The sequence below is a fragment of the Verrucomicrobiota bacterium genome (assembly GCA_016871535.1).
Taxonomy (GTDB): domain Bacteria; phylum Verrucomicrobiota; class Verrucomicrobiia; order Limisphaerales; family SIBE01; genus VHCZ01.
Map to the genome: position 1 here is coordinate 96,327 of VHCZ01000001.1, position 12,077 is coordinate 108,403.

A 12,077-nucleotide genomic window follows, 5' to 3' on the forward strand; every position below is an offset into this window, starting at 1 on the left:
AATGCGCCTCACCTCTCGATACCTTCCTTCGCTGCTCCTGTTATTTGTGGGCAGCGGCTGCGCGGCGTTGATTTACGAAATCGTCTGGCTCCAGTTGCTGCAACTGGTGATCGGTTTGACCACGATTTCGCTGGGCGTCTTGCTGGGAACGTTCATGGGAGGGATGTGCCTGGGCAGTTGGCTTTTGCCGAGATTTGTTTCCCCGCGGCATCATCCATTGCGGGTTTACGCGGTCCTGGAACTCGCCATCGGGGTTATCGGGATCGCGGTGCTCTTCGCGATGCCGTCCATCAGTCAGGTTTACGCCGCGAACGCCAAACACGGCTTGTGGATCAGATGCGCTGTCGCTGCGGTTTGTTTGCTGCCGCCGACTCTGCTGATGGGCGCGACTTTGCCGGCGATTTCGCGATGGGTCGAGGCGACGCCGCAAGGGGTGTCCTGGCTGGGATTCTTTTACGGCGGAAACATTGCGGGCGCAGTCTGCGGTTGTTTGCTCGCCGGTTTCTATTTGTTGCGCGTGCATGACATGGCGACCGCGACGTATGTTGCCGCTGCCATCAACGGGGCCGTGGCGATGGTCGCTTTGGTTATCGCTTCGCTGAACTCGTCCAGATGCGAACTCCGAACTCCGAAATCTGAAATCGCGGGAGATAGTGCCGCGCATGCGGCCCTTGGCCAGCCACGAACCCACCCCATACCCCTTCCAGGAGGGGAGCTGGCAACAGCGGAATTTAGCAAAGCTCCCCTCCCGGGAGGGGCTGGGGGTGGGTCCGTTGGTTCTTCGTGGGTGTATTTGACGATCGCGCTGTCAGGAATGGCGGCTTTGGGCGCCGAAGTTGTGTGGACGCGTCTTTTGTCGCTGCTGCTGGGTGGAACGGTTTATACGTTTTCGATCATTCTGGCGGTGTTCCTGGCAGGATTGGGAATCGGGAGCAGCCTGGGATCGGTGCTGGCGCGATCGACGGTCAGCCCCAGGTTCGCGCTCGGTTGCTGCCAGATGCTCCTGGCTGGAGCGGTGGCCTGGACGGCTTACATGATCTCCCATTCGCTCCCGAATTGGCCGATCTATCCGTCGCTCTCGAAGAATCCTTGGTTCGGATTTCAACTGGATATGGTTCGTTGCCTCTGGGCCATTCTGCCGGCTGCCATCTTGTGGGGAGCAAGCTTTCCGCTGGCGCTGGCGGCAGTGGCGTCACGCGGACAGGATCCGGGACGGTTGGTCGGCGGCGTCTATGCGGCGAACACGGTCGGCGCGATCCTCGGCGCGCTGGGCTTCAGCATGCTGATCATTCCCTGGCTCGGCATGCAATGGGCGGAACGAAGTGGTCTTCGACGATGGCCGCCATTTCGTCCGCACGACGCGGGAGAAATTTGACGTCATCACGTCCGATCCGATCGACCCCTGGGTCAAAGGCTGCGCTGCGCTCAACACCGTGGACTACTATGAAATGTGCAAAGCCCGCTTGAATCCAGGGGGCGTGATGGCCTTGTGGATCCCGCTTTACGAAAGCAATTCGGAAACGACCAAAAGCGTCATCGCCACGTTCTTCAAGGCGTTTCCCAACGGAATCATCTGGAGCAACGACCATGCGGGCGAGGGCTACGACGCCGTTCTGTTCGGGCAGCTCGAACCGACGCGAATCGATCTGGACAAGCTGCACGAACGGCTGGAGCGCGCGGATCACGCGCGCGTCAAACAATCGCTCCGCGACGCGGGATTCCATTCCGAGCTGGGCCTGCTCGCCACCTACGCCGGCCAGGCGCGCGACCTGGAAGCCTGGACACGAGACGCGCAGATCAACACCGACCGCAATCTGCGGCTGCAGTATCTGGCCGGTATGTGGCTGAACGCCAACAAAAGTGTGGAGATCCTGGACGAAATCACCCGGTATCGCCGGTTCCCCGATGAGCTTTTCCCCGGTTCCGCCGATCGCAAACAAACTCTCCGGCAATGGATCCAGGGGGCGGAGTAACGCAGGGCAGGCTTCCAGCCTGCCTGTCTTTGTCGTTGGCGTTAGCAAAGGAAACGTGAGGCAGGCAAGATGCCTACCCTACTTTTCGGAATACGCGGTTTAACCGCAAAGAAGCTAATTCCGGCAAACTCCAGTCAACTGATGAAAATCCATACTGCTCTCTCAGCCGCCGCATTGGCGGCCCTGGCGCTTACTTCAGCCGCCGCCGGCCTCAGTGGAACCCTCGGCACGAACACAACATGGACGGCGGCCCAAGGTCCTTACTCGCTCACGGGCAGCCTCACTGTCAGCAACGGCGCCACGCTCACCATTGAGGCGGGCACTTCCGTTTTCCTGGGAGCGAACGTGAACCTCGTTATCGACCGCGGCGGGCGTTTGCTGGCCGAAGGCACGGCCGCGGCGCCGATTCGGTTTACGCGTCCGCCCAATTCCACGGCAAACTGGGGCCACATCGCGATCCGGGGCGGCCCGAATTCTCCCGAAACCCGCATGACCTATGCGCACATCGAAGGGAACCGCTCCACGGCCATTCAATCCACGGACGGCACCGTGTTCCTGAGCCACTTGACCTTCGGCAGCACGGACCGGCCCTACCTCATGCTGGACCGCTCGTCGTTCGTGGTGCAGGACTGCGTTTTTCCCTCCGTGACCGCGCGATTTGAAATGATCCACGCCGACGGCGGCATCAAGGCCGGCGGGCGCGCGCTTTTCCTCCGCAACTTCTTCGGCGCGCCGCGCGCCGGGTACACCGACGTGATCGATTTCACGGGCGGAAACCGGCCTGGCCCCATCGTCGAATTCATCAACAACCTCTTCGTGGGCGCGACGGACGACATTCTGGATTTCGACGGCACCGATGCCTGGATTGAAGGGAACATTTTCCTCCACGCGCATCGGAATGGATCGCCCAATTCCTCGAGCGCCGTCAGCGGTGGCACACGCAATGGCTTGAGTTCCTTTTTCACGGTCATCGGCAATATTTTCTACGACGTCGATCAAGCCGCGACCGCGAAGGAAGGCAATTTCTACACGTTGATCAACAACACCATCGTCCGCCAGACAAAGGCCGGCGGGGTCGATACCGATGCCGGCGTCGTCAACTTCGCAGATCCCGGCGCGCGCGAAGGCGCCGGGATGTATCTCGAAGGAAATATCATTTACGACGCGGAAAAGCTGACGCGCAACTTGAAGGCGGCGCAACTGACTTTCACGAACAATCTGATGCCATTTGCCTGGTCCGGTCCGGGCGGAGGAAACTCCGACGCCGATCCGCGTTTCAACCATCTCCCACAACTCTCGGAGACGACGAACTTCACTTCTTGGGCTGCGGTCCAGATCGTGCGGGATTGGTTCAGCCTGAAGGCGGATTCCTCGGCGCGAGGCACGGGACCGAATGGACGCGACCAGGGTGGTGTCATTCCCCTCGGCGTCTCCATTTCCGGCGAACCCATCGGCGCAACGGATCAATCTGCAGCCAAGCTAATCGTCGGTGTGAACCGCAAAGGCCACGGCATTCCGGAACGCAACTTCCCGCAAGGCTCCGGCTACACGCACTTCAAGTGGCGCCTCGACGGCGGGACATGGAGTGACGAGACGCCGGTTGATACACCGATCGCGCTCGCAAACTTGTCGAACGGTCCGCATTACGTGGAGGCAGTTGGGAAGCGAGATTCGGGAACTTACCAAAACGATCCGGTGCTCGGCCCGGACGCCGTGCTGACGCGCTCGCGGACGTGGACGGTCCAGGCCAGGAAGTGAGCGGAGCGCGTTTCTTCACTGTTTTCATTGGCGACGCGCCGGTGGTTTGGTCGTCACCTTCCCCCTCACCCCGGCCCTCTCCCCTGGGGAGAGGGCCAGGGTGAGGGGAAAGGGAGTGGACACCGGCCGGTTGTTCACAGGTCGCCCGGTGCCAGCTACTGAAAACAGCGAAGACGGGTGAGTTGCGTCGGAGTACCGGAGTGGTGGGAGTATAGGGGATCACACCACTCCAGCACTCCATTACTCCACCCCATGTTCCTCGCCTAAATCTTCAAAACCATCCTTGCGATGCGGCCAGTTCGGGGCGTGCCAACGTCGCGGTTCAATAGATTTCGTATTGAATCACGTCTATCGAAAATGCCACGCCCACCGGCTCAAGACTCGTTTTCAAAATCCTTAGGCGAGGATTTGGGCCACCACTCCTTTCTGCGCCTCCTCCCGTCCCGCCGGCAACTTCACGGTGAAGGCCGAACCGATGCCGGGTTCGCTCGACACTTCAATCGTGCCGCCATGCGCCTCCACAATCGCTCTGGAAATGGCCAGGCCCAGGCCGGTTCTGCCGGTCGCGCGCGAACGCGATTTGTCCGCGCGATAGAAGCGCTCAAAGATGTGGGGAAGGTCTTCGGGCGAGATGCCCATTCCCGAATCAGCCACACTCAGCAGAGCGTGACCGTTCTCGATCCGCGTCGCGACACGGATTTCTCCGGCCGGGTTGTTGTAGTGGATGGCATTGGTGAGGAGGTTCGTGGCAACCTGAGCCAGGCGGTCGGCGTTGCCGGATAGCTCGGCCGGCTTGAGGTCCAGGCTGACTTTAATCCCGCGCTGTGATGCGAGCGGGCGAATGAGATCGACGCATGCGCGCGTTGTTTCCGCCAGATCGAGAGGGGCGCGCTGGAGATTATCCAGGCCAGCGTCCAGACGAGCCAGTTCGAGCAAGGATTCCGTGAGCCGCCGCATTTGCTGCGCCGTGTCCAGGCAGGTCTCGACCGTTTCGCGATATTCGGCGGCGCTGCGCTCGCGCGCGAGTGTCGTCTGCGCTTCGGAGATCAGGACCGTAAGCGGCGTGCGCAATTCGTGCGAGGCATCCGCGGTAAACTGCTTTTGCTGCGCGAAGGCCACTTCGAGCCGGGCGAAGGTCGAATTCAACACTCCGGCCAGCCGGCCCAATTCGTTCTCCGGATCTTTGACGCGGATTCGTTCGGAGAGATTCCCCTCGGAAATGCGTCGCGCCGCGGCGCTGATTTCTTCGACGGGCCTAATCGCACGGGTCGTGAGTCTCCAACCGCCCCCGATGGCGAGCGCCAGCACGGCGGCGCCCGCCGCGAGCAGCCACCACGCGAAACGGTGCGTCGCACGCAGGTCTGCCACGATGGAACGGCCTGCCAGCACACATTCTCCCATCTCGGTGAAATGGTAGGCTTCACGAAACGACTCGCGCGTGCGGGTGTGTGTTTGCGTGTCCCGATCGAAGCGTTCGGGGATGGGCACATCGGGCGGTGCATTCGTGGATTGTTGCATGAGCGCGCCGTCACGGTGCCAGGCGGCGAAGTAAAACGAGTTGGTCCGGCTCTCATCGAACAGGCCGGCCACTTCGGTCGAAAGCCGCACGTCGCGTTTGGGACGCGGCGGCGGACCATCCAGAAACGGCGCATCCGGCTTGCCGCGGAACGGAGGCGGGCGTCGTCCGCCTTCTTCAAAGCTCCCTTTGCTTAACCCGCGTCCGAAAGGCGGGCGACCCGGCCCGAAACCGGGCGGCATGCCTCCGCGCACTGCTCGATCCAGCGCCGCGACGCGGAGTTCCAGTTCCTCATCAATCTGGCTGAACTGGTTCATCCGTTGAAGTTGGTACACCGTAATGCCGAATCCGCTCAAAACGCAGACCAGCAGAAACGCCAGCCACAACTGGAGCCGCCAGCGGATGGAGTGGGTAAACACGTTCAGGCCTAGCCTCCACGATGGCGTTCCGAGAATTGATGAGATCTCGAATCCTCGGATCGTTCGCGTGGTTGCGTGTGAATGAACGCGCACTTCCCCCTCACCCCGGCCCTCTCCCTCAGGGAGAGGGAGAATTCATCCCCGCAGCGGGAAGGGGATCGGTGCGGCGGGTCTGCGTGAGTTGGCCAATGCGACCACCCTCTCCCCAAGGGAGAGGGCCGGGGTGAGGGGAAGCGCGCGAACGACTTGGCTGTTGTTCTTAAAGGTCGCATTGCGACGGATTTGACTGGCCCACGCTTCAGACTGAATGCCGCAAAAACTTTCTCCCCGCTTCGGCCTTCGGCCTTCGGATTTCCTTCGGAGTTCGGTTTTCGGCCTTCCGCCTTCATTCGATGACGTATCCCTGTCCTCGCCGCGTCATGATCAGCTCGCGTCCGAGCTTCTTGCGGAGGCTGAAGACGTGCACATCGACGAGGTTCGACATGGTGTCGTCGCTCTCGTCGAAGAGATGTTCGTAAAGCTCGGTGCGGCTGATGACTTCACCCTTGTGCAACGCGAGGTATTCCAGAATCGCATACTCGCGGGCGGTCAGCGTGACGGGTTCGCCGGCCCGGGTGACGGCTCGGGCGCGGGTGTCAATGTGCACGTCGCCCAATTCCAGGAGCGGACGGGCGCGTCCGGCGGAGCGACGGATGAGCGCGCGCAGCCGCGCCAGCAATTCCGACAAATCGAACGGCTTGACCAGATAGTCATCCGCGCCCGTGTCCAGGCCGCGCACGCGGTCTTTGTGGGCGTCGCGCGCGGTCAGCATAAGCACGGGAGTGGCTTTGAGTTTCCGGAGGCGTTCCAGGATGATCCAGCCGTCCAGGCGCGGGAGCATGACGTCGAGCACGATGGCGTCATAGTCGTAGTTTTCGGCCTTGTAGAGGCCTTCATCGCCCGCCTCGGCGGTATCGACGGCGTAGCCTTCCTCGCGCAAGGCCTTGGCCAGGCTGCGCAGCAAGCGCAGTTCATCTTCGACGACCAGAATTCTCATGAGTCGTGTTGTGCGGACGACCGCCCAGTCGCGCCATCCTCATTCTGCCAGAATCGGATTAAGACGCGATTAAGAATCGCGTCGTTGATGGGTATTCCTGGTTTGGCATTTCCCTTGTGCCTTGGCCTTCCGACTCCTATAACCTCCCAAAACCCGCGCGGCCTGTTTGCAGCGACGAACCGAGAATCCATGAAAATCTTATCGAAAGCATTGCTCCTGGCCGCGATTCCCGCGGCGCTCACTTTTTCAGGTTGCGCCGCGCGCACGGACTCGAACGGCCAGAACGCGCGGAAAGGCCGCTACATCACCTTGCCGGCGGAAACCGGCAGCCGCGTGCCGCGCCGGGTCTGGGTCAACGACGATGGCACGGTTTCCGATCCCGCTTCATCCGTGCAGAAGATCAATCCCGAAGTCATGGGCGAGCTGCAACGGCGGGGAAATATTAACCGGGGTGGAGGGAATTGAGCCTGTTGATCGTTACATCGCGCTGCGCTCCCATCCGATCTGAATCGTTCCGGCAAACCGAATCGGATCATGGGATGATTTGAAATCTGAGCGTTATGAAGTCTGCCGCCGCGTTGATCTGGAATCTGGTTCCGCTGGCCGTTGCTTCGGCGGCCGTGCTGTGGGTTCTCTATCGCTGGCTGAAAAAGAGCGATGAACCGCTGGCGCTCGTCGGGCGCTGGGTGGTGAGTCTGGTGCTGGCGGCCATCGCGTTGGGGGTCGCCGTTCGCACGCACGATGAATTCTCCAAGATTTTCGCCGTGCTGGTCGGCGCCGTCTGCGGGCTGGGGTTCGCGATCCTCTGGGGGCCCAGCTTTTGCGGCTGGGTGGCGAAGCAATTCACGGGGCTTTACGACGGAGGCGATCTGGAGGTTGAACCGGCGCCGATGTACTCCATCGCGGAAGCCCGGCGCAAACAAGGGCGGTACGCGGAGGCGCTGGCGGAAGTCCGATTGCAGATTGAAAAATTTCCCGACGACTTTCCCGGCTGGATGTTGCTCGCCGAAATCCAGGCGGAGAATCTCCATGATCTGACCGGCGCCGCGCAAACCATTGAGGACGTTGTTGGACAGGAAGGCCGGCTCCCGAAAAACATCGCCTACGCCTTGAGCCGGCTGGCGGACTGGCAGCTCAAGCTCAGGCAGGACCGCGCCGCCGCCCGCGCCGCTCTGGAGCGCATCGTGCAACTCTTTCCGGACACCGAGCAAGCCCAACTGGCCCTGCAACGGATCGCTCATCTCACGCCCGAGCAAATGATGATCGAACGGCACGAGCCGCGGCGGGTTCAACTGACCCATCATGAAGAAAACCTCGGCCTGCGCGGCGAAACCTCCGCGCCAGGCGGTCCCGCCAGTGACGAGCCGTCGCTCCGGGCCGCGGCGCTTGTGAAACACCTGGAGCAGCATCCGCAGGATTACGAGGCCAGAGAAGAACTGGCGTCGATTTACGCCGACCGTTTTCAGCGTTTGGATTTGGCCGCCGACCAATTGGAGCAGTTGATCGCCGTGCCGTATCAACCGGCCAAACAAGTCGCGCACTGGCTGAACTCCCTGGCGGATCTCCAAATCAAGCTCACGGGCGACGCCACGGTCGCCAAGGCGACGCTGCAGCGGATCGTAGAACGCTTTCCCAAAACCGCGGCGGCAGAATCCGCTTTGAAACGGATCGCCCACTTGAATCTGGAGGTGAGATCCAAACAAAAGGGCCAAGCCGTGAAGCTTGGCACTTATGAACAGAATCTGGGATTGAAGGGGAAGCCGTCTAGCGCGGCAGACCCAGGGCAATCTGCTTCTCAATCTCGCTAGCGAGTTCGACGTCGGCCGTGCCCGTCTTCCTCCGAGCCTGGACGCGAACCCGGGTCGTTTTGGGTTCGACTTCGTCCACAGCGACACGCACGGTCTTGTTATCGATTTTGGCTTCGAGGGTGTGGCTGATGGTGTTTTCTCCGTAAAGTGTTCCGTTGAACGAAAGGACTTTCTTGGCCGCGGCAAAGATCTCATCGACCGAGCGCTCGTAGCGGCCTTCGATCGTGTCCTTGGCCAGAGCCGCCGGCATGCCCATCCTAACCCGGCCATCCACAGTGCTGTAACAACCCAGAGTGAAGCCGGCCAGGCAGCTCAGACAAAACAGCATCAACAGGTTCCTTTTCATAGGGCGCTATGCAACCACATCCGATTCACCCGTTCAAGCACTAAGAGCGTGTCCGAAAATTGCGCGGGGTCCTGCGGCGAGGGATTTTGGCTGTGGCCAAGGCGGCGAGGTCCGAGCATCCCCAACGCGGGCTGTAAGGACCGAGCCAACGCAGGCCACGGACAAAAGACCCGCCGCCCGGAGGGTTTTCGCGCCAAAGGCCGCCTGGCTTCGTTGCTCCTCAGTCGAAGATCCAAGGAGGATATTCTCCTTCGTCGCGCCTCGCCATCCGGCCTTTGGCGCGAAAACAGGACCCCGCGGAATTTTCGGACACGCTCTAAGAGCCCGTCCGAAAATTAGGGACTGTATGATTTTCTGAGATGGGATCGATAAGGTGCGAGGAAAAGGTGTTCGAGCATGCGAAAAGACTTGATTTTATTGAATCGAATCGGCCTGCCTCTTTTTAGCGCAGATCTGTTGGACGATGAAAATCGCCTCTTACGAACCAGCCTCACCGACGCCCAATGGGCGTCCAATGGGCCCTGCTGCAACCGCATTTCCCGACTCGTTCCAAACTTGGCCGTCCGCCGACGGATCGACGGCTGGTGATCGATGGGAGCGGGTTCAAGGTGTTGCCCAAACGCTGGGTGGTCGAACGGACCTTCGGATGGTTGATGCGTCACCGACGTCTGGTGCGCGATTACGAGCACTGCGAAACCAGTGCGGAAGCCTGGGTTATATCGCGAATGATGCCCGCCTTCAGCAAAGGTGTGCGGGAGAAAGCTCACTTCATGAAGCTGACTGACCAAACTGGATCTCCAGGAATTCCATGAACCACCGTTCCGGAAGGGCGTTAAAACACATCTCCGATTGATTCCACCGGAATCGCAAAGTGGACGCGTGTAAGGCGTGGCACGGCAGAATCAAGTGGTCCCAATCGAACGGAGTCAGGATGCCCTTTACGAACGCAAGGTAAAGATATTCGTTTCCTCCGTATAATTTGTCGCCAACGATTGGATGGCCTGAGTGCGCCAGATGAACGCGGATTTGGTGTTTGCGTCCGGTCTTGGGGAAGACGCGAAGGAGGGAGAAACTGCGTCCGTCCCGTGAGAATCGGTCCACAACTGTGAACGCGGTCAAAGCAGAAACGCCATCTGCTCGCACGCAGTTCTTTATGGCGACCTGGCTTGCCATATCCTTCCCCAATGGCGCGTCAATGAATCCGCTCTCCTCCGCCACCGTGCCATGCACGATCGCGAGATATTCTTTGTAAACGCCGTTGTTTTCCCAAACTTTGCCCAGGATCCCGGCGGCCTGCGGATTCTTCGCGACCATCACGATGCCGCTGGTTTCGCGATCGAGCCGGTTCACCATATGAGGACGCGATCCGGGTCCCAGATACGCACGCGCGAGACTGATCAAGCTGGAGTAACCGTCCGCCTTGGTCGGATGGCAAACCAGCCCAGCCGGCTTGTTCACGACAAGCAGGTCCGGATCCTCGTGGAGGATTTCAAATCGCCATTCCATGGGAGAGTCGGCGTGCGGCAAAATGATTTCGCGGCGCCGATTAATCAAGGTCCAATCGAAGACTTGGAGGCTTTTCTGCCTTTCCAGCACTTGCGCTTCTTGCTCTTTCGGCACTCTTGTCATTTCGATCCACGAGGGATAGGATTCTCAAGGTGAAAGAAAAATGGAACTTGCCGCTGGCCATCGTGCTCATGGTCGTCCTCGCCTTGACGCGCTGGCCTGGCCTGATGCCTCCAAACTTCAGTGCGGTGTACGGACTTGTATTTTGCGCGGGCATTTATTTTCCGGGGGCGATGGCCTGGTGGCTGCCGCTGGCCACCCTGGTGATCAGCGATATCGCGATTAATGCCTATTATCACTTCGCGCTGGGGATCGATTCTTTCCAATCTTACCAGTTCGTGAATTACGGGGTGTATGCCGCGATTATTTGGTTTGGACGACTCTTCAGCCCGCGCTTCTCGTGGTTCAAAATAGTGGGCGGCGGCGTTTTGAGCGCGATCCTTTTCTATTTGGTGACCAATACGGCCGCGTGGTTTTTCAATCCGTTCGGCAATCCAGAATACACGAAGGACCTGACAGGCTGGCTGCTTGCATTGACCCTTGGCACTGCTGGCTGGCCCGAGACCTGGGAGCTTTTTCGAAATACACTGATGAGCGGCGGGCTTTTCACCGGGCTTTTCGCCGGCGCGATGAAGCTCAGCGAAGCAGCCGAGGACGACGAACAGGAGAACGAAGAGGACGAGGCGGCGCCAGATTCCGAGGAGGCCGCGCCCGAAGAATCTCGAGCGTAATCCCCTGCGCCAACTCGCCAATGTGCAGGTCCTGCCTCGTCGCTCGACACTCCTTGCCTTGCCGGCGAAACCATGTTCAGGATCGGGATCATTTCAGACACGCACAACCACCTTGACGCCCGCTTGCCCCAATTGTTTCAAGGCGTCGATCATATCCTGCACGGCGGCGACGTCGGACTCCCTTGGTTGATCGCGGAGCTGGAGAGAATCGCGCCGGTGACGGCTGTGCTGGGCAACACAGATTCCGGAATCCGCCTCAAGGAAACTGAAGCCGTTCAACTCGCCGGGAAGAAGTTCCTCGTTCACCACATCGTAGAGGCTCGCAACCTGTCCGAAGCCCTCCAGCGCCGCATGGATGAAGAGCAACCGGATGTCGTCGTCTTCGGGCACACGCATCGGCCCTGCTGCGCAACGCAAGGTCAAACGCTCTATCTCAATCCGGGCTATGCCGGCAAACCGCGGTTCAATCTGCCCCGAAGCGTCGCCATCTTGAGCTGCGACGACGGCCACCTCGCCGCGAGATTCATCGATTTGTAAGCCAGCGAAAGCGTTCGCAATTCTGGCAAACTCCCGCGTCCGGCCTCAACCCTGCTTTGTGAGGGGCTGTTCGCGGAAGGCGAGACACAGCAAATGACACGAATTGAATAGCAAAGCCGCTTATCGATTATCAGGGCGCGATAGAGCGCAAAATCGGGCTTTCCCCGATTTCATGATATGGTCCATCGAACCAAAATGCTTCTCAGCACTTGGAGCACTCAAAGGAGGACGGCGCCAAGGGCAGATGCGGCTGGAACAATGAAGGCAAAAAAAGATATATAAACCTAAGTGGTCCGTTTCGTAAATACGCTCACGTTCGTTGCGCCCAATTTGGCCTGGGGCAAGGCGCGACGAGCGAGCATCCCCCGCCAGTGGGGCTGTGACCGA

General features: G+C 60.0%; 11 protein-coding genes and 1 pseudogene. 8 read left to right on the plus strand and 4 right to left on the minus strand.

Annotation, left to right across the window (positions count from 1 at the left end):
• Position 1 precedes the first annotated feature (1 nt).
• The 3 genes from FJ398_00345 (at position 2) to FJ398_00355 (ending at position 3,731) form a co-directional block, all read left to right on the plus strand.
• Positions 2-1,375: a hypothetical protein gene (locus FJ398_00345; protein ID MBM3836407.1), complete on the plus strand. Its 1,374-nt coding sequence runs from the start codon at positions 2-4 to the stop codon at positions 1,373-1,375.
• Positions 1,323-1,973, plus strand: a complete 651-nt coding sequence (locus FJ398_00350) for a hypothetical protein (protein ID MBM3836408.1) — start codon at positions 1,323-1,325, stop codon at positions 1,971-1,973. Before FJ398_00345 ends, FJ398_00350 begins: the two co-directional genes overlap by 53 nt.
• A gap of 141 nt (positions 1,974-2,114) precedes the next feature.
• Positions 2,115-3,731 (plus strand): hypothetical protein, encoded by a 1,617-nt coding sequence (locus FJ398_00355; protein ID MBM3836409.1) that lies wholly within the window; start codon positions 2,115-2,117, stop codon positions 3,729-3,731.
• A 396-nt stretch (positions 3,732-4,127) separates the two neighbouring features.
• Here FJ398_00355 and FJ398_00360 read toward each other — a convergent pair whose 3' ends face one another.
• Both FJ398_00360 and FJ398_00365 read right to left on the minus strand, forming a co-directional pair.
• Positions 4,128-5,666, minus strand: coding sequence for a HAMP domain-containing protein (locus FJ398_00360; GenBank protein ID MBM3836410.1), 1,539 nt, complete (start codon positions 5,664-5,666; stop codon positions 4,128-4,130).
• A gap of 385 nt (positions 5,667-6,051) precedes the next feature.
• Positions 6,052-6,702: a response regulator transcription factor gene (locus FJ398_00365; protein MBM3836411.1), complete on the minus strand. Its 651-nt coding sequence runs from the start codon at positions 6,700-6,702 to the stop codon at positions 6,052-6,054.
• A gap of 189 nt (positions 6,703-6,891) precedes the next feature.
• Between FJ398_00365 and FJ398_00370 the strand changes: the two genes are divergently transcribed.
• Both FJ398_00370 and FJ398_00375 read left to right on the plus strand, forming a co-directional pair.
• Complete coding sequence (locus FJ398_00370) at positions 6,892-7,167, plus strand: hypothetical protein (GenBank protein MBM3836412.1); 276 nt, start codon at positions 6,892-6,894, stop codon at positions 7,165-7,167.
• 95 nt (positions 7,168-7,262) lie between these two features.
• A complete protein-coding gene (locus FJ398_00375; GenBank protein ID MBM3836413.1) occupies positions 7,263-8,510 on the plus strand; it encodes a tetratricopeptide repeat protein in 1,248 nt (415 codons plus the stop codon).
• Here FJ398_00375 and FJ398_00380 read toward each other — a convergent pair.
• Positions 8,467-8,856, minus strand: a complete 390-nt coding sequence (locus FJ398_00380) for a hypothetical protein (protein ID MBM3836414.1) — start codon at positions 8,854-8,856, stop codon at positions 8,467-8,469. The genes FJ398_00375 and FJ398_00380 overlap by 44 nt on opposite strands.
• Positions 8,857-9,452: 596 nt before the next feature.
• Between FJ398_00380 and FJ398_00385 the strand changes: the two are divergent.
• Positions 9,453-9,542 (plus strand): annotated as a pseudogene (locus tag FJ398_00385) (transposase).
• A gap of 82 nt (positions 9,543-9,624) precedes the next feature.
• Here FJ398_00385 and FJ398_00390 read toward each other — a convergent pair.
• Positions 9,625-10,485 carry an RluA family pseudouridine synthase gene (locus FJ398_00390; GenBank protein ID MBM3836415.1) on the minus strand — a complete coding sequence of 287 codons (861 nt, stop codon included), beginning with the start codon at positions 10,483-10,485 and terminating at the stop codon, positions 9,625-9,627.
• A 29-nt stretch (positions 10,486-10,514) separates the two neighbouring features.
• On the opposite strand from FJ398_00390, the gene FJ398_00395 reads away from it, so the two are divergent.
• Together FJ398_00395 and FJ398_00400 are read left to right on the plus strand one after the other, a co-directional pair.
• A complete protein-coding gene (locus FJ398_00395; protein ID MBM3836416.1) occupies positions 10,515-11,153 on the plus strand; it encodes a hypothetical protein in 639 nt (212 codons plus the stop codon).
• A 72-nt stretch (positions 11,154-11,225) separates the two neighbouring features.
• Positions 11,226-11,690: a metallophosphoesterase family protein gene (locus tag FJ398_00400; protein ID MBM3836417.1), complete on the plus strand. Its 465-nt coding sequence runs from the start codon at positions 11,226-11,228 to the stop codon at positions 11,688-11,690.
• Positions 11,691-12,077: the final 387 nt, after the last annotated feature.